This is a genomic window from Caproiciproducens galactitolivorans (assembly GCF_029266045.1).
In the GTDB taxonomy this organism is placed as follows: Bacteria; Bacillota; Clostridia; order Oscillospirales; family Acutalibacteraceae; genus Caproiciproducens; species Caproiciproducens galactitolivorans.
The window spans coordinates 99,135-117,485 of the sequence record NZ_JAJUFJ010000003.1 but is presented as its reverse complement, the minus strand read 5'-3'; the positions used below and the strand labels follow the sequence as shown (position 1 = coordinate 117,485).

Sequence of the window (18,351 nt, the reverse complement as noted above, 5' to 3'; positions counted from 1 at the left end):
TTCTTATCCTTTCCTAAGAGCACGGGAAAACAGTTCTGCAATCCGGTTGAGCAAAAAAACCAGGATCAGCAGCACCGCCGCGGTTGCAAAAGCAATATGCATAGCGTCGGGGGAAGAAGCTTCGCGCGCGGTCTGGTATAAATGCAGCGTCAAAGTGCGGCCACTGGCAAAAATCTGCCGAAAAAAGCCACGCGGCATATTATAGGACAACCCAGAAGTAAACAGCAACGCCGCGCTTTCCCCAACAATCCGCCCCATTGCCAGAATAACGGCAGTAAGTACGCCGGGCAACGCACAGGGAAGGACCATTCCCATTACGACGCGCAGCTTCCCGGCCCCGAGCGCCATCGCGCCCTCCTTGTAAGCATCCGGGACGGAAAGGAGCGCTTCTTCCGTAGTACGGATGATTGTAGGCAGAACAGTAATGGACATGGTAAGGCACCCCGCAAGGATGGAGGTTTGCAGGCGGAAAAGGATACAGAACACCGTGTATCCGAACAGCCCAAACAGGATTGACGGGATACCCGAAAGTACTTCAGTGGTAAAGCGGATTGCTTTTACGAACCTTCCCTGCTTGGCATACTGCGTTAAATAGATGGCCGTGGAAATTCCGATTGGCGCGGAAATCAGCAGCGTGATCCCTACAATGTACATGGTATTGATGAGCATGGGCAGGATTCCTTTCAGACTTTCGTCGGTTTCGGAATAGGCCGTCGAAAGGAATGTCCACGATACATACGGAAGCCCGTTTACGAGAATATAGAGCAGAATTCCCGCGAGGACGGTAACCGTCAGAGCCGCCGCAGCATTGATCAGAAATTTTAGCGCAGCGTCGGCGGGGCGTTTCCTTTTACCATACAGCGAATTACCTAGCATCCATCCGCACTCCTCTCCTCGATATAAACGTAAAACTAATATTCACAATCATAATAAAAAGGAACAGCACCAGCCCAATGGCAAAAAGCGCCTGGCGGTGCAAACCAGAGGCATAGCTCATTTCCATGGCAATACCGGTTGTGAGCAGGCGCACCGTGCCAAGAAGCGTCGGCATATTTGCCACATTGCCTGCTACCATAATTACCGCCATGGTTTCGCCGATCGCGCGGCCGACCCCCAGAATCACACCGGCAAGGATGCCCGACCGGGCGGCCGGAATGCTGACTTTAAAAATCGTAATAACAGGCGTCGCTCCTAAGGCAAGCGAAGCCTCGCGGTAGGCCTGCGGCACCGCTTTCAGAGAGGTTTCCGTAACGCTGACAATGGTAGGAAGCACCATAATCGCTAAGATCAGAATGGCGGCCAACAAGCTGTCGCCAATGGTATGGTTCTGAAAGGGCGGAAAACTGCGGATTGCCGGAACAATCACCTGCATCCCGAAAAATCCGTACACAACGGACGGAATTCCCGCCAGCAGCTCAATTGCCGGATGAACAAGCCTTGCCAACTGCGGCTTTGCCGTTTCCGCCAGAAATACCGCCGTCAAAATTCCAACGGGTACACCAAGAAGAACCGCACCGGCCGTTCCCGCAACAGAGGATAGAATAAGCGGGAGGATGCCGAACGCCCCAGCTTCCGCATTCCACTCCCTTCCGAACAGAAACTGCCCCAATCCGATCTGCGCAATAGCGGGGGAACCGGCGGCAAAGATATAAACCGTTATAAAAGCAACCGAGCCAATGGAAACGCAGGAGAATACAAGGAAAATGGATTCCGCAAGTTTTTCCGCCCCCTGCGTCCAAACGGAAAGCACCGCGCAGGCAATTCCACCGGCCAGTACATAAAGAAAGGGCCAAAGACAGTAAATCGAAACCTTGCTGATATTCAGTTGTGTAACCGCCGTCTGAATCGAAGTAGTGGAGATCAATACAAGCAGCGGCGTAATTCCGGACAAAGCATAGGCAATTGCGGCGAATACAGGCTTTCGGAAAATCAGCAGAATGATTCCGGCAGCCGCAAACAGCATGCCGGAAATCACCGCGGCTCTGGCCAGCACCGGAATCGTTACCACCGCGCTGAGTCCCGATCCGTGCACGCGGAAGCCCTTTGCCGTAGCGAGTTGAAATCCGCTCACCAAATACGTTGTATCCTTAAAAACGAACTGCATATACGGAAGAAAAAATGAAAAAACGGAACCAAGGCTCAACGCAACCGCCATGCCTTTTTTCACACGGTTCTTTTTTCGATCCTTTCGCGTGTTCTTCATGCTGTTGAATACCATGCTCATTGTACCGTTACCAACCCTGCTTTTTTAATTACAGCCTTCCCCTCTTCTGATTTTACAAACGCAAACCATGCTTTCACGAGGTCGCTGTCCGTGTTTTTTTTGTAAATTTCTATAAACGGTCTTTGCGCTTTATAGGTTCCGTTCACAATATTTTCTTCATTTGCTTTTACATGGTCAATGTCAACCGCTTTTATGCTGTTGTTCAGCGAATCGAGTGAAACATAGCCAATGGCTCCCTTGTCGCTTCCAACTTTGTTTACAACCTCGCCGGTAGAAGAAAGCTCCGCGGCATACTTGCACTTTTTTTCGCATTTAAAAATGCTTTCAAACCCGTCGCGCGTACCGCTCGCGGCTTCGCGCCCCAGAACGGTAATTTTCCGGTCGTCTCCCCCAACGTCCTTCCAATTGGTAATTTCCCCGGTAAAGATTTTTGCAATCTGGTCACTAGATAAATTGGATACCTTGTTGTCCGTATTGACAGCAACGGCAATCCCGTCGATGGCGATCGGAACGATTTCAAAATCACCCGGATTTTCCTCCGGTTTCATATTTCTTGAAAGATCTCCGATGAAAGCTGTTCCCGCACGTACTGCCTTCGCCGCGTCGCCGGAACCCGTTCCGGCTTTCTCAACCGTTACCCCCGGATACTTTGCCTCAAAAGCTTCGCCAAGAGCTTGACAGACCTTCGCCATGGAAGTTGAGCCGTTCAGGGTTAACTTTCCACTTAAGGCAGATGTGTCGGTGGTAGTGCTCTCAGCCGATGTTTCCAACATGGAATTTGTGGAAACGGTTCCCTGAATTTCCGAATCGCACCCCACAAAAGCAAAACACAGAATTGCAGCCGATAAAATGACGGATAGCATTTTTCTCATTATTGCCCCTCCTAAGTATTCCTATTTATTAAGTCCGGCTTAATAATAACGGGGTAATGTTAAATACATGTTAAGCTTAGTTTAGATTGTATTTAAAATAAATATACCCTATATCTGACAGCTAAGCGGAGCAAAAACAGCTTTATGTTCTATGATACGTTCCGGCTTTGTCTATATCGCTGTCCAGTCCCGAAAAAGAAAAGGGTTCGTGGTGCAACTCAACGAAATTTTATTTCCCTCTTTACTTTAGCGTGCTAATAAGGTAATATACTAACGGAAGATCAAAGAAATGAGGTTTATTATGAAAAAGATTATTGCATTGTTATTAACCGCCGGAATCGCTCTTTCCTGCGCCGCCTGCGGTATCGTCAACAGCGCCACCAGCTCCGGTTCCTCCGCCCTGGCAGAGGATGATTCCTGGAACAAAGTACAGAAATCCGGCAAGCTGGTGCTTGGTTTGGACGACGCGTTCCCACCCATGGGATATATTGATACGAAGTCGGGCCAGTTGGTCGGCTTCGACCTTGATCTTGCAAAAGAAGCCTGCAAACGCCTGAACATCGAGCTGAAAACCCAGCCAATCGACTGGGATAACAAAACGGTTGAGCTGAACAACGGCAACGTGGACTGCCTGTGGAACGGCTTCAGCAAAACCCCCGAACGGGAAGAAAAATTCAATCTGAGCACGCCGTACATGAAGAACCAGCAGATTATCCTGGTGAAAACGAATTCTTCTTTCCAAGGCTTGGACTCTTTAGCCGGGAAAACAATCGGCGTGCAGTCGGACTCTTCCGCCGAATCCGCCTTGAATTCCAATGAAAAATTTAAAAATTCCCTAAAATCGGTGGTGCAGATCGACGACTACTCGAAAGCAGTACTTGAACTGCAAAACGGCACAATCGATGCCATCGCTATCGACGAGGTTGTCGCCCGCTATTACCTGGCGAATAATCCTAACGCCTACCGGATTCTTCAGGAAAAGGACGGTAAGGACTCCTCCCTTGCAACCGAGGACTATGTAATCGGTTTCCGCAAAACGGACAACACGCTGAAAACAAAAATTGAAGGTGCTTTGAAAGAAATGGCGGCCGACGGAACAATGGCCGAAATTTCAAAAAAATGGTTCGATAAGGATGTTACGACCATCGGAAAGTAAACTTTCTAATGCCATACTACAGCATTCCGAGGATGGTAACCAAGGAAGCCATGTATAGACCTCCAACCGAAGTTTTCTCTTCACTCGGTTGGAGCCACCATTTTTTCCCAAGCGGCATGGAATCGGACAAGGTCCGGTTCCGTGCCTTTGGCTTTTTATCCTTGGTGCATTGAATATTTGGAGGTTCTCATTCATGAATTATCAAATGCTGCTGACACAGATGCTGGAAGCAACGCTTATGTCCCTGCGCATCTTTTTTGTCACGCTGATTTTTTCGCTTCCGCTGGGGCTGCTTGTTGCCAAAGGACGAATGAGCAAAATCGCGGTCATTAACCTGCCGGTAAGGCTATACATACTTTTGATGCGCGGCACGCCGCTGATGCTTCAGCTTTTATTTTTCTTCTACGCTTTCAAGCCCCTTTTCGGCATTCAGCTTGACCGCGTTTTGGCTGCCGAGGTCGCGTTCGTTCTGAATTACGCGGCTTATTTTGCGGAGATTTTCCGAGGAGGAATTGAAGGGATCCCAAGGGGTCAGTACGAAGCGGCAAAGGTCCTCGGTTTTACGCGGAAGCAAACCTTTTTTCGCATTATTCTTCCGCAGGTTATAAAGCACATTATTCCCCCGATGGGCAACGAATTTATTACTCTTGTAAAGGATACTTCGCTTGCGCAGGTAATCGGAATTGTGGAACTGCTGAAGGTAACCTCCAACTGGGTTTCATCCGCTGTAGAAATGACACCGCTGGTGATCGCAGGCGCTTTCTACCTGATTATGAACGGGATTGTCACCCGCTGCTTCACCATAGCGGAAAAACGACTGGACTATTACCGTTAAGGGGGACCATCCATGCAAATTTTATCTGCAAAGAATATTAAAAAGAGTTACGACGGCACCCAGGTGCTGAACGGAATTTCCATAGAAATAAATAAAGGAGAGGTTCTTGCCATCATCGGGCCTTCCGGTTCCGGAAAAAGCACCTTCCTTCGCTGCGTCACCCAGCTTGAAACGGTGGATTCCGGAGAAATTACCATTTGCGGCGAAACACTAGTTAAGAATGACGCAGCCGGCAAGGCTGTTTATTCTGATCGTGCGTCCTGCGTTAAGATAGGATTGCACATTGGACTTGTCTTCCAGAATTTCAACCTGTTCCCGCATTTTTCCGTCCTGCAGAATATTACGGAAGCGCCCATCCGGGTACTCAACAAGTCCAAGGAAGAGGCGGAAATCACCGCGCTTGCGCTGCTGAAAAAAATGGATCTGTCCGACAAAGCGAACGCCTACCCCTGCCAGCTTTCCGGCGGCCAGCAGCAGCGTGTTTCTATTGCACGCGCACTTGCCATGAATCCGGACATCCTGTTTTTCGACGAGCCAACAAGCGCACTCGACCCGGAGCTTACCGGGGAAATATTAAAGGTCATCCGCTCCCTCGCTTCGGAACGCATGACCATGGCGGTTGTTACGCATGAAATGAAATTTGCTCGCGACGTTGCGGATTACGTTGTTTTTATGGATAACGGAACCATTATTGAGCAGGGCAGGCCGGAGCAGATTTTTGAAAACACGCAGAACGAGCGCACCAAAGCTTTTCTTTCCCGGTTTAACGAAGATTGATTCCAGAAGAAGTTTTCCTTCAAAAGGGCAGCCGTCCCGGCTGTGCCGGGAGTTTTCGTACTGTTTTCGTACAAAAAAGGACGCGCTGTGTTTTCACAGCACGTCCCTTAAATATGTAATTATCTGCTGATCGGCGTGGTGTGTTCTTTCAACCACGCAAGCTCTTTGCCAGAAAGGCGCGGCGACAGCTTTTCATAAACCAGCTTATGATAATTATTCAGCCATGCAATATCCTCGTCGGACATCAGATCCATGACGATTCCCGCGGTATCAATCGGGAAATACGTGATGATATCAAACCGATAGAACTGGCCGTATTCGTTGTTCCGGTCTTCGACAACAAGCATGATATTTTCCGTGCGGATACCGTGCTTGCCCTCTTCGTAAATGCCGGGTTCGTTGGTAACAGTCATTCCCTTTTTCAGCACGACATTGCTGCTGATGCGGAGGTTTTGCGGGCCTTCATGCACGCCGCCGAACATCCCGACACCATGCCCGGTGCCGCAACGGTAATCAATGCCATGCTTCCAAACCTGTTCGCGGCTGAGAATATCCACATTTCCGCCGGTGCAGCCTTCCAGAAACACGGCGGAAGCCAGGGCAATATGTGCTTTCAGAACATACGTATAATGCTCTTTTTCCTTCTGCGTAAGTGGGCCCATAACAAAGGTTCGGGTGATATCGGTTGTCCCCTCAAGGTACTGCCCGCCGGAATCCACAAGCAGGAAGCCTTCGGTTTGAATGGTACTGCAGGTATCCGGTTTCGGCGAATAATGCATCATTGCGGCGTTCCCTTTATAAGCGGCGATTGTGCTGAAGCTTTCGCCCTTGTTGTTGGGCTGCTTTGCGCGGCACTCTTTCAGCATGTCGCAGACCGTGCATTCCGTCACCTTTTCGCCGTTCTTCAGCATTTCATCGAGCTTTACGCGGAATTCTACCATCGCGCAGCCGTCCTTTATATGCGCTTCGATAATATTCTTTATTTCCGTTTCATTTTTCACGCCCTTCAGGCCGGTTACCGTATCCTCCCCTTCCTTTATGGTAACATTTGGATTCTGTTTCAGAATCCGATACAGTTCGTAATTAAAGCCTGCGGGGTCAATCAAAATGGTTTTCTTGGTATTGATATTTTTCAGTACCGCATCAATTTCCTCGTACTCCTGAACCGTAACGCCGTTCTCTTTCAGATACGCCAAAACTTCGGCGGGAACCCGCTTCGTATTGATGAACAGGTAAGCAGAATCCATATAAACCGCCGCGTAGGAAACCGCAAGCGGGTTGTATTCGATATCGTCCGCGCGAATATTCATCAGCCATGCGACACAATCCAGCCGCGCGATGATTTCCCCGTCCGCTTTCTGTTTTTTCAGTTCGGAACGCACCTGCTCAATCTTTTCTTTACAGGTGTAACCAGCGTATTTTACATCATGGATGAAAACCTCCGACGCGGGTATGGCGGGCCTGTCCGGCCAAATATCACAAATAAGGTCAACCGACTTGATCTTCAGCTTTTTCTCCTGGAATTTTTCCTCCATTTCCTTTACTGAAGAAACGGAAAGCATTTTACCGTCGAATCCGACGGTTTCGCCCTGGTTAAGCTTATCGGCCAAAAATTCGGTATAAGTAGGAACACCCTTCACCGCCATGCGGTACAATTCAATTTCGCTGCCGTCAAGCTGGTGTGCCGCCTGAATAAAATACCGGCCGTCTGTCCAAAGGCCGCTTTCCTTTTCAGTTACCACAAGGGTGCCGGCGGAACCGTCAAAGCCCGAAAAATAACTTCTCGCCTGCCAGTGTTCGGGAAGGTATTCGCTCATATGCGGGTCGGAGGAAGGAATGATACAGGCCTGCACGCCATTCTCCTTCATTTTGCGGCGAAGTGCAGCCAGTTTTTCATTTACGCTGATCATAGTTGATTACTCCTTTTTATCTGAAATGCAGAAATTTGATAATCGCATACTTCTATGTAATTTCATAATTTACATTTGTAAAACAACAATTTTTTATTTCATAAATACATACTGCAGAATGGCCCAAACCGCTGTGGTTTGAGCCATTTTTTAATAAAAATCCAATGGCTGTATAAAGAAAAGTATAGGCTCTCCCGAAAATGTTGTCAAGTTCTGCCGGACAGGGAAGTTTTTTCAAATACGAATATAATGTATAATTAACCGCATACTCACATAAGAATTCACAATATGTTCACAAGTGGATACTTGAACTGAATCAAAAAATAATTTAAACTTAAATTCATCAAATGATGATAGTCATAAAATGTTTATTATAATTGGCTAAGGGTGTTAGTATGACAGACAATTCTTGCATACAAGCTGATGAAGATGTTTTTCATTTTATGTTATTTGTACACAGAGCGCTAGAAAAACCTTTTGAAGAATATTTTAAAGGCAAATTTACCACTTTACAGCTGAACGCGCTGTGCACACTATGTGCGAACGGCCCCATGACTATGAGCGATTTGGCCGCAAGCCTACACACACCGCGCCAGCAAATGAGCAAATTAATTGAGAAGCTGTACGAAGACGGCTATATTGTCCGCAGTCTTGACCAAAACGACCGGCGGAAAATACGGATCGCCATTTCGGAAGAAACAGCGATATGCATTAACGAAGGTCGTAAAAAGTTTGATAAATTCATTAAATCCTACCTGAAAGGGCTGGATGAAGCGGATTACAAGGATTTTAGCTATGCAATTCGAATAGTAAACCGAATTCTCACCAAATTTCCCCAACGGTAGATTGTATAATTATTACTACTTAGAAAAAGGAGAGTTGGAAAATGGCCAAAAACGTAGATGAAAACTTTTTTGCAGTAACACCTGAAATTCTAGAACTGACCGACCTTTGCAAAAGCCACAGCACCATCGACCCCGAGCTGTATGCAAAGTATGATGTAAAACGCGGCCTACGGGATATTAACGGAAAAGGCGTTTTAACGGGTTTGACCGAAATCTCCGATATTATCTCCTCAAAAGAAGTCGATGGGAAAAGCGTTCCCTGCGAAGGGGAACTTTACTATCGGGGAATTAACATTGTCGATATTGTCCGCGGCTTTATCGCGGAAAACCGCTTTGGTTTTGAAGAAACAACCTATCTGCTGCTTTTCGGCGAATTACCGAGCGCGGAAAGGCTGGAAAAATTCAAGCAGCTTCTGTCCAAATACAGAACCCTCCCGACCAATTTTGTTAGGGATATCATTATGAAAGCGCCGACTTTCGATATGATGAATACGCTTGCCAGAAGCGTTCTGACACTGTATGCCTATGACGAAAGGCCGAACGACACTTCGCTACCCAATGTTCTGCGGCAATGCCTTGAAATGATCGCTCTGTTCCCGCAGCTTGCGGTATACGGCTATCAGGCTTATGCCCATAATGTGGACCCGAATTACAGTTTCTTTATCCACACGCCGAAGCCGGAGCTTTCCGTGGCGGAAAACATTCTGTACATGCTGCGGATCGATAACAAATATACGGCTTTAGAAGCCCGGATCCTGGATCTTGCGCTGGTTCTCCACGCGGAGCACGGCGGAGGAAACAACTCCAGCTTTACCACGCACGTGGTCGCCTCTTCCGGTACGGACGCCTATTCGGTCATCGCGGCGGCACTCAGCTCGCTGAAAGGGCCGAAGCACGGCGGAGCGAATATCAAGGTCATGATGATGTTCGAAGATATGAAAAAGAATATCGACGACTGGGAAGACGAAGATAAGGTAGCCGATTACCTGAATAAGCTTTTAAACAAAGAAGCGTTCGACCGCGCCGGCTTGATTTACGGCATGGGGCATGCTGTTTACTCCCTTTCCGATCCGCGCGCCAACATCTTTAAAAAATTCGTAAAGAGCCTTTCCGAAGAAAAAGGGCTTACAAAGGAATACAAGCTCTATTCCCTTGTCGAACGCCTCGCTCCGGAGGTTATTGGTCGCCGGCGCAAAACCTACAAGGGCGTCAGCGCAAATATTGACTTTTACAGCGGCTTTGTTTACCACATGCTCGGCCTTCCGCCGGAGCTTTTCACGCCGGTTTTCGCAATGGCGCGTATCGCCGGCTGGAGCGCTCATCTGCTGGAGGAACAAATTAACGTCGGTAAGATTATCCGTCCGGCTTATAAGAGCATTTCCGCCCACAGGGAATATGTCCCCCTTCACGAGCGCTAAACAATGTAGTGACGGCACTTCCGCTTAGGAATACCGCCACTTTTTTGTTGCCTTTTTTCGCGTCCTTCGCACCGTAGAATCCCTCTGTTTCCCGTATTGCAAACATTGGGGTCACGGCTGCGGGGCACTAAAAAAGAACGCCTTAACAAGATGGTAATTCCCCTTTCCTATGCCATCCTGCCAGGGCATCGTTTGCTTTATGCGAACTCCATACGCCTGTCTATAAACATTATTGAATACAAAGTGTGAACTGCTTTACCAGTAATGCCGCAAAGCTTTTCGTTCTCTGGATTCAATACCGTACAAAAAACGGACACCCTGTCGTTTGCACAGGAGCGTCCGTTTTAATTATTCAATAGAGCTTTTCCAAAACTGCACCCGACGTTTTCTTTTTATTCCGGCTGCTCACGTCATAGGTTCTCTTAAAGTACTCCATGTAAATCAGGTCAAGAAGCATCATCTGGCTGATCCGGGCGGAGGTGGAACCGCCTTGAAGAGGGCCTTCATTGGTACCGCATAGAATTACTACATCGGAATAGGCAGTAAGGGGGGATTTTTCAAAGCGGGTAATGCTGACCACTTTTGCCCCCGCCTGCTTCGCCTGGCGGACAACCTGAATGGTATCCTTTGTCGCACCCGAATAGGATATGACAAACGCAAGGTCGTCCGGCGTCAGCACGGACGCGGCCATTGCCTGCATATGGGCGTCGGGAACGCTGTGGATTTTCGACGTGATCCGGATAAATTTATTCACGGCATCCTGCGCGGTCATCAGGGAGGAACCTACGCCAAAGAAATAAATCTGTTTCGCGGAAATCATATAGTCAACCGCCTGGCTTAATGCCTCATAATTAAGGAGATCAAAGGTCTCGTTCAAAGCATTCTGATTGATTTGAAGCACTTTTCTGGCAACTTCCTCAATCGAATCCTCCTGCGTAATTTCGCTGGACAGCATGGAGGCAATCCGGTCATCTTCGTCATCATCGGAAATGCTCAGGGACAGCTGCATTTTAAACTCCTGATATCCCTGGAGCTGCATGGTTTTACAAAAGCGGAACACACTAGTGTCCCCAACGTCGCACGCTTCCGCCAGGTCGGTAATCGACATAAACAAAACTTTTTTGGGGTTCTGAAGGACGTAATCCGCTACCTTCCTTTCTGCCTTGGTAAAAAGGTTATAACGCGAATTGATTTTAAGGATAAATTCTCCACTTGCCATTTTTTCACTTCCTAACGTAGAATCTTTGTTTTTTAAGCTAAAACACCGTCACGCGCTTCAAGATACTCGTCATAAGTGCAAAGACGATCAATAATCCCGTCCTCCGTTATCTCAATAACACGGTTGGCGATCGTCTGCACAAACTGATGGTCGTGGGATGCGAAAAGCACAACACCTTTAAAATCCATCAACCCGTTGTTTACCGCAGTAATAGATTCCAGATCCAGATGGTTGGTCGGCTGGTCCAATACAAGGACATTCGAGCCGAACATCATCATGCGCGAAAGCATGCAGCGCACTTTTTCGCCTCCGGAAAGGACATTTACCGGCTTTAAAACATCGTCGCCGGAAAACAGCATCTTGCCCAAAAAGCCGCGCAGATAAGTTTCCGTCGTATCGCTCGAATACTGTTCCAGCCATTGGATAATACTTTTATCACAGCCGTTAAAATAAGGGGAGTTATCCTGCGGGAAATAGGAACGGCTGGTCGAAACGCCCCATTTAAAGGTTCCCGTGTCCGATTCCATTTCTTCCATAAGGATTTTAAACAAAGTGGTATTCGCCGTCTCATTGGAACCGACAAAGGCAATCTTATCCCCCTTGTTAACGCGGAAGCTGACGTTGTTCAGCACTTTCACGCCGTCCACCGTCTTTGTCAGCCCCTCCACCTCTAAAATTTCCTTGCCGGGTTCGCGATCCATTGTGAAGCCCACATAGGGATAGCGCCGGGAGGAAGCGGGCATTTCCTCAACCGTAATTTTTTCTAGCAGCTTTTTGCGGGAGGTTGCCTGCCTGGATTTCGACTTATTGGCGGAGAACCGCTGGATAAAACTCTGCAATTCCTTGATTTTTTCCTCCGTCTTTTTGTTCTGGTCGCGCATCATGCGTTGCATGATCTGGCTGGATTCATACCAGAAATCATAGTTGCCCACATACATTTTGATCTTGTTGTAATCAATATCGACGATATGGGTACAGACGTTATTCAAAAAATGGCGGTCATGCGACACAACAATAACGGTTCCGGGATAGTCCATTAAAAAGCTTTCCAGCCATGCGATGGATTTATTGTCAAGGTCGTTGGTAGGCTCATCCAGAAGAATAATATCCGGCTGCCCGAACAGAGCGCGTGCAAGCAGAACGCGGACCTTTTCGGTGCCGGTAAGCGTATCCATCTGTGCATAGAGCAGCATATTATCAAGACCAAGGCCCTGCAGAAGCTTTCCTGCCTCTGTTTCCGCCTCCCAGCCGTTCAGTTCGGCAAATTCGGCTTCCAGTCCAGCGGCGCGAATACCGTCTTCATCGTTGAAGTCTTCTTTTTCATAAATTGCATTCTTCTGCTGCAGCACTTCATAGAGGCGCTCGTTCCCCATCAGGATCGTTTCCAGCACGGTATAGGAATCATAGGCGTGGTGATCCTGCTGAAGTACGGACATGCGAAGGTTTTTGTCAATCGACACCTCACCCTTCGAAGGCTCAAGCTCCCCGGACAGGATTTTCAGGAATGTGGATTTTCCCGCGCCGTTTGCGCCGATTACGCCATAGCAGTTTCCTTCCGTAAAAAGCAAATTTACATGGGAAAACAGATTTTGGCCGCTGAATGCCAGGCTAAGATCTGATACAGTAATCATAGTTCCTCCGAATTTGTTTCAAAATTTGATCTATTCCATTCTACCATAAGTCGGAAAAGATAAGTATGTGAAATTTGTGAAGGAAAACTGCTCGTACTTGTTATTTTTGATGAACAATGCTACAATATGAAGAAATATCAGCATTCCGCAATGGGAGGAGGTATGATCTATGAAGATCCAGGAATCCGGTGAAAATTATCTGGAAACCATATTGATTCTGCAAAACCAGAACGGATATGTCCGCTCGATCGACGTTGCCAACTATATGAATTTCTCGAAAGCAAGCGTAAGCCGCGCGATGGGGATTTTGAAGGAAGCAGGCTATCTTACCATGGAGCCGAACGGCAACCTCGTTCTGACGGAGGCTGGTAAAAAAAAGGCCGACTCTGTTTATGAACGCCATACATTAATTGCTAAATTTTTGGAAATGACCCTTGGTGTCAGTAGCGAAATTGCCTTGCAGGATTCCTGCCGCATTGAGCATGTCATTAGTGATGAAAGTTTCTCACGAATTAAAAAATACACGCAGAACTCTAACTCAGATTAAAAGAGGTGTCCTATGACCTACGTAAGCGCCGTGTGTCCCCACTGTAAAAAAGAACTGCAAATTCCGGATAACGCAGAAAGCATCGTATGCATGTACTGCGCCCAGCCGATCAACGTAAAAGAACTACTACATCCAAAACAGGAAACCGGCCAGAATTATCAAAGATTAATGGATGAAGCCGAATCCCTTTTGACGGATGATATTTTTATTTGTACGGAGGAATTTAAAAATATCCGCTCCAGTACGTATTCCTCCGCATTTCAAAAATACGAAAGCATGATTTCTCCCGCGTTGAAAGCATACTGCATGGCGGCGACGGAAGGCGACGATGCCGCCGGCTATTTTGCGGGTATACTGTTCGACCGTTTTCAAAAGCAGATAAAAGCAATTGGCATTAAAAAAGAAAGCGACGCGCGCCTTTTCGAATACCGCTATATGATCGTGGCGTTTACCATTCCCGCAATTGTAGCCCGCAAAACGCCGCAGGCGGAAGCGCTCGCAGACAGCTTTCTGAAAATATGGAATACCCATTATCCGAAAAATCCGTTGGGAAAATCCAATTACGAATCCATCAGCAGCGGATTCCGGAAAAAACTCTGCTATATTACAACCGCGGTATGCCGCTCGCTTCAAAGGGATGACAACTGCTATGAACTGAATGCCTTCCGCAGCTTCCGCGACGACTGGTATGCAAAAACGCCCGAGGGAAAGGCAAAAATCAGCGAATACTACCTGTTTGCGCCGATGATTGTGCGTGCGATTGAACGTTCAAACAACCGGCAGGACGTTTACCGGGATATCTGGCTCCGTTATTTAAAGCCCTGCCTGAGAAAGCTGGAAGAAGGGCGTTTACAGGAATGTGCGAAATCCTATGAAGCAATGGTTCTGGATCTTGAACAGAAATGGTTAAATTAAAATACAATCCACATAAAAAAGAACTTGAAGCAGCGAAAACTGTTCAAGTTCTTTTTTATGTGGTGTACAAAAAGGAAAAAGTTTTTATCAGCTATCTCGTTTTTCATCTTCCCAGCGGATGACTTCCGTATTTCCCTGCATGTTTGCCTGCTCCATCAGCTTTAGCATTTCAAACGCGCTACGAAAATGCTGGGTCTGGTTTTTCTCAACCCAAGTAATTGTCCCTTGCCAGGTGCCGTTCATCCGGTACTGCACATTGACGATGAAGGTTGTCGGTTTCTCTTTTAAAAAAACGTTCAGGGATTCGTCCACGGTATCCTCCACCCTTTTCACAATTCTTCTTGCTTTCTTATAACGAAATTTACGGCTTTGGAATGCTGCCTGCGGAAATCCAATGCTGTCAAACATGTTATCCATGCCGTTGAGCAATTCCCATTCGCTTTGGAACTGCATCGTTTTTTTATAATGCTCACTATATATATGTCCTTTTAAAGTCTCACTTTTTACGGAGTTAAGGTAAACAACACTTTGAGCCGGCGTTAATCTTCCTCTTTGCATGATGCATTTCATCACCTTTATTCTATACATTAGTAACATTATAAATCTGCCCGGTCACATGCCGGTCACAATGTAAGAATAAAAATAAAATTAACAATTCATTCAAAAAGAATAATAAACTAAAATTCTTATATTCAAAAATAGACACAACGGTTTGAAACGCTACGTCTATTTTAGAGTAAATGCATCAAAGTCCGTTTTTAAGGCTATTGTTCTTCTGTATTATTATAGTGCATACGTGGTAAAATTTCAACTTATTTACCCAAATTAATGAAAATTTTACGCTTTATTCATTATTATTCGTTAATGATGTATGGAATGGTTATGACGGCAACGTTTCTTCGCTTCACCAGCGCGGATTTTAACCCCAGAGAGGTCTGGTTATGCAGCGCATAATGCCACCATCAATCAATTTGTACACAAAATATACTATTGTGTACAATAACATTCATTAAACCCAGGTTGAATTTGTTCAATTGTGCCTTGACAGCCTTTTTTCAAAGGATTATAATACAAATGACTAAAAGTCATTTTATCGTAAATAAAAAATAGATTTCAATAGTATAGAACAGAAAGGACTAAGCTGGGGTGAAAAAGACAAAAGTAACGGAAAACAAAAGAATCAAAATGACCAGGCTTTATGATTCCGCCTATGAACTGTTCACGTCAAACGGCGTGCACAACACGGTAATCGACGACATTGTAAAAAAAGCCGGCGTTGCCAAAGGAACTTTCTACCTCTACTGTAAAAACAAATACGACCTGGTGGACAAGATTATATTGCACAAAAGCTCCGCCCTGTTTGACAGCGCTATGAAGGCCGTTGCAGAAAAGCATAAGACTGACAAAATGGACTTCACAGAAAGCGTCATTTTTTTTGTAGATTACCTCTTGAACTATTTTAAAAAGAACAAGGAGCTGTTATCCCTGATCTACAAAAACCTTTCCTATGGCCTTTATGAAAAAGCGCTCACTTGTGAAGAAATGGAAGAGGCAAAGCGAGTTTTTATCGAGCACTTTATTACAAAAGGAAGTAACAGCGAAGTGGCAAAACAGCGTCTTTTCATCGTTGTTTCCATGGTGGGGGCCGTCTGTTACAACTCCATCGTGCTGGAAATGCCTTATCCAATCGACAGTATCAAGCATGAATTATATCTGTCCATTACGGAATTACTGAGCTGTTGAACCGCCCGGGAATCGAAATTTTCAAAATCATTGATCATTTCAGCACAAAATATGAAATAGGAGCGCGGCACGAATGAAACTACAGGACTCAAAGAAGCAATCGCATTCTATTGTCGATTTTATTATTAACAAGCGGAAACATATCGAAAGATTTTTCATCGTCTTGGTAATTATCAGCGCTTTTCTGAACAGTTTTGTCGGAATTAACTATGACTTAACAAAATACCTGCCGGATACCACACCTTCGCAAAAGGGAATCAGCGTAATGAAAAAGGAATTCGGGTATCCGGGAACAGCGCGAGTCATGATCGACAATGTGACGCTGTATCAGGCAAAGGCCTACAAGGACCGCATTGAAGCGGTCGACGGTGTGGATATGGTCGTTTGGGCCGATACAAAAAAGGATATTTACCAGTCCGGCCAATTTATCGATAACAAGGATATCGACGAATATTACAAAAACGGCTATTCCGTTATGGATATTACCTTTGACGAGGGCGATACCAGCAAAAAGACTTCAAAGGCAATTGACAAAATCAAGGCTATCACCGGCGACAAGGGTCATTTCATAGGTGCGGCTGTACAAAATAAATCACTTAGTGAAAACCTGAATATAGAAGTAAAAAAGGCTACCGTAATCTGCGTAATCCTAATCCTCATCACGCTGCTTCTAACAACCACATCCTGGTTTGAACCCATTCTGTTCCTGCTCATCATGGGGATCGCCATAATTATCAACATGGGAACCAATATTTTTCTAGGGGAAATATCCTTCCTTACCTCCAGCGTCGGTCCTGTTCTGCAACTGGCCGTCGCCATGGACTACTCAATCTTCTTAATCCATTCCTTTACAGCAGAAAGGCAAAAGGGCATGAGCCTGGAAGATGCCATCGCAGTTGCTATCCGACATTCCGCGAAATCCATTTTAGCCTGCGGCGTCGCAACCTTCTTCGGATTTATCGCTCTAGCCCTGATGAAATTCTCGATCGGCTTTGATATGGGCGTCGTTCTGGCAAAGGGCATTTTCTGCAGCGTCGCCACCGTCCTGTTTCTCATGCCGTCCCTGATTATCCGCTGGGCCGGATTAATTGAAAAAACCGCGCACCGCCCCTTCCTCCCTCCATTCGACAAATTTGCCAAGGGCGTATTCAAGGGACGCTTCGTCTTTGTTGCGATAGCATTGCTGGTCGCTTATCCGGCCTACGTAGGAAAGGGAATGACCGACTTCGTTTACGGAAGCCAGGCCGTCGGCGCCGGCATGGGTACGAAGGTGTATGAGGACGAACAGCTCATCAACAAGCAATTCGGCCGAAGCAACATGCTGCTGCTTATTGTTCCCAATACGTCCCGGGTAACGGAAAAAAAGCTTGTCAATGAACTGGATAATCTGAAATATACAAAGAGCATCACTTCCTTAGCGGATAAACTGCCGGACGGCCTTCCGGAAAGCATTATTCCGGAGAGTATCACCAGCGAGCTTCACACAAAGAACTATGCAAGGATCCTGATGTACATAAAAACAAAAGATGAAAGTAAACTGGGTTTCCAATGTTCTGACCAGATCCAGTCCATCGTAAAAAAATATTACCCGAAGGATTCCTATGTGGTTGGTACCACGCCATTCACACAGGATATCAAAACAACGATCACGAGCGACTACGACTTTGTTGACGCGCTGTCCCTGCTGTCCGTTGCTATCGTTGTTATGATTACCTTTAAATCCCTGCTGCTTCCGGTCATAATCCTTATTCCAATCGAAATTGCCATCTTCATTAATATGCTGTTCCCTTATCTGACAGGAAACCGGCTGATCTTTATGGGATACGTCATTGTAAGCTGTATTCAGTTGGGAGCCACGGTCGACTACGCTATTCTGATGACGAACAACTTCCTGGAAAGCAGGCAGCGGCTTGGCCGGAAAGAGGCGACGATTGATGCGATTGCCACCACCACGCCGCCGCTTCTAACCTCCGCAACCATCCTTACGATGGTCGGTTATATTCTTTATTTTACTTCCTCCATCAGCGCAATCGGGGACATCGGCCATCTGATCGGAAGAGGAACAATGTGCGGTTTCACGTTGGTTATTACTGTGCTTCCGGCATTGCTCTATATCTTTGACAAACCGATTAAAAAGCACATGGAGCGGATGGATCGCCTGCGCGAAAAGAAAGAAGCAAAGCAAAAAGTTCTGCGGCAAAATTTCAATTCTAAAATACCGTTTTTGAACGCCCATAACGGGCAGTCCGTATAATAATC

At 46.5% G+C, this 18,351-nt stretch carries 16 protein-coding genes; 9 read left to right on the top strand and 7 right to left on the bottom strand.

Annotated features, from left to right (window positions below; all coding sequences use genetic code 11):
* Positions 1-3: 3 nt before the first annotated feature.
* The 3 genes from pstA to P9B68_RS03990 are packed head-to-tail and all read right to left on the bottom strand — an operon-like array spanning position 4 to position 3,096.
* Positions 4-876, bottom strand: a complete 873-nt coding sequence (gene pstA, locus P9B68_RS04000) for a phosphate ABC transporter permease PstA (RefSeq protein WP_135659793.1) — start codon at positions 874-876, stop codon at positions 4-6.
* On the bottom strand, positions 866-2,203 hold the full coding sequence (gene pstC, locus P9B68_RS03995; RefSeq protein WP_207669566.1) for a phosphate ABC transporter permease subunit PstC: 1,338 nt from the start codon (positions 2,201-2,203) through the stop codon (positions 866-868). Before pstC ends, pstA begins: the two co-directional genes overlap by 11 nt.
* Before the next feature lie 17 nt (positions 2,204-2,220).
* Positions 2,221-3,096 (bottom strand): phosphate ABC transporter substrate-binding protein PstS family protein, encoded by an 876-nt coding sequence (locus P9B68_RS03990; RefSeq protein ID WP_277668492.1) that lies wholly within the window; start codon positions 3,094-3,096, stop codon positions 2,221-2,223.
* A gap of 301 nt (positions 3,097-3,397) precedes the next feature.
* On the opposite strand from P9B68_RS03990, the gene P9B68_RS03985 reads away from it, so the two are divergent.
* The 3 genes from P9B68_RS03985 (at position 3,398) to P9B68_RS03975 (ending at position 5,864) form a co-directional block, all read left to right on the top strand.
* Complete coding sequence (locus tag P9B68_RS03985; RefSeq protein WP_277668491.1) at positions 3,398-4,252, top strand: amino acid ABC transporter substrate-binding protein; 855 nt, start codon at positions 3,398-3,400, stop codon at positions 4,250-4,252.
* Positions 4,253-4,445: 193 nt separating this feature from the next.
* The gene (locus P9B68_RS03980; RefSeq protein WP_135659799.1) at positions 4,446-5,087 is read left to right on the top strand and encodes an amino acid ABC transporter permease; all 642 of its coding nucleotides are present in this window, start codon (positions 4,446-4,448) and stop codon (positions 5,085-5,087) included.
* Between the two features lie 12 nt (positions 5,088-5,099).
* Positions 5,100-5,864 carry an amino acid ABC transporter ATP-binding protein gene (locus P9B68_RS03975; RefSeq protein ID WP_135659801.1) on the top strand — a complete coding sequence of 255 codons (765 nt, stop codon included), beginning with the start codon at positions 5,100-5,102 and terminating at the stop codon, positions 5,862-5,864.
* Positions 5,865-5,983: 119 nt separating this feature from the next.
* Here P9B68_RS03975 and P9B68_RS03970 read toward each other — a convergent pair whose 3' ends face one another.
* Positions 5,984-7,774, bottom strand: a complete 1,791-nt coding sequence (locus P9B68_RS03970; protein ID WP_277668490.1) for an aminopeptidase P family protein — start codon at positions 7,772-7,774, stop codon at positions 5,984-5,986.
* A gap of 443 nt (positions 7,775-8,217) precedes the next feature.
* On the opposite strand from P9B68_RS03970, the gene P9B68_RS03965 reads away from it, so the two are divergent.
* Together P9B68_RS03965 and P9B68_RS03960 are read left to right on the top strand one after the other, a co-directional pair.
* Positions 8,218-8,619: a MarR family winged helix-turn-helix transcriptional regulator gene (locus tag P9B68_RS03965; protein WP_277668489.1), complete on the top strand. Its 402-nt coding sequence runs from the start codon at positions 8,218-8,220 to the stop codon at positions 8,617-8,619.
* Between the two features lie 41 nt (positions 8,620-8,660).
* On the top strand, positions 8,661-10,037 hold the full coding sequence (locus P9B68_RS03960; RefSeq protein WP_277668488.1) for a citrate/2-methylcitrate synthase: 1,377 nt from the start codon (positions 8,661-8,663) through the stop codon (positions 10,035-10,037).
* A gap of 352 nt (positions 10,038-10,389) precedes the next feature.
* On the opposite strand, the gene P9B68_RS03955 is transcribed toward P9B68_RS03960, so the two are convergent.
* Positions 10,390-11,256, bottom strand: a complete 867-nt coding sequence (locus P9B68_RS03955; protein ID WP_277668487.1) for a MurR/RpiR family transcriptional regulator — start codon at positions 11,254-11,256, stop codon at positions 10,390-10,392.
* Positions 11,257-11,288: 32 nt separating this feature from the next.
* Positions 11,289-12,887 carry an ABC-F family ATP-binding cassette domain-containing protein gene (locus tag P9B68_RS03950; protein ID WP_277668486.1) on the bottom strand — a complete coding sequence of 533 codons (1,599 nt, stop codon included), beginning with the start codon at positions 12,885-12,887 and terminating at the stop codon, positions 11,289-11,291.
* Between the two features lie 169 nt (positions 12,888-13,056).
* Here P9B68_RS03950 and P9B68_RS03945 point away from each other — a divergent pair, with 169 nt between their 5' ends.
* Together P9B68_RS03945 and P9B68_RS03940 are read left to right on the top strand one after the other, a co-directional pair.
* Positions 13,057-13,434: a metal-dependent transcriptional regulator gene (locus tag P9B68_RS03945; RefSeq protein ID WP_135659811.1), complete on the top strand. Its 378-nt coding sequence runs from the start codon at positions 13,057-13,059 to the stop codon at positions 13,432-13,434.
* Between the two features lie 12 nt (positions 13,435-13,446).
* Positions 13,447-14,349, top strand: coding sequence for a CFI-box-CTERM domain-containing protein (locus P9B68_RS03940; protein WP_135659813.1), 903 nt, complete (start codon positions 13,447-13,449; stop codon positions 14,347-14,349).
* Positions 14,350-14,436: 87 nt separating this feature from the next.
* On the opposite strand, the gene P9B68_RS03935 is transcribed toward P9B68_RS03940, so the two are convergent.
* On the bottom strand, positions 14,437-14,907 hold the full coding sequence (locus P9B68_RS03935) for a hypothetical protein (protein WP_277668485.1): 471 nt from the start codon (positions 14,905-14,907) through the stop codon (positions 14,437-14,439).
* A gap of 588 nt (positions 14,908-15,495) precedes the next feature.
* On the opposite strand from P9B68_RS03935, the gene P9B68_RS03930 reads away from it, so the two are divergent.
* Both P9B68_RS03930 and P9B68_RS03925 read left to right on the top strand, forming a co-directional pair.
* Positions 15,496-16,092: a TetR/AcrR family transcriptional regulator gene (locus tag P9B68_RS03930; RefSeq protein ID WP_135659817.1), complete on the top strand. Its 597-nt coding sequence runs from the start codon at positions 15,496-15,498 to the stop codon at positions 16,090-16,092.
* A 73-nt stretch (positions 16,093-16,165) separates the two neighbouring features.
* The gene (locus P9B68_RS03925; RefSeq protein ID WP_277668484.1) at positions 16,166-18,346 is read left to right on the top strand and encodes an efflux RND transporter permease subunit; all 2,181 of its coding nucleotides are present in this window, start codon (positions 16,166-16,168) and stop codon (positions 18,344-18,346) included.
* The last annotated feature ends 5 nt before the right edge of the window (positions 18,347-18,351 follow it).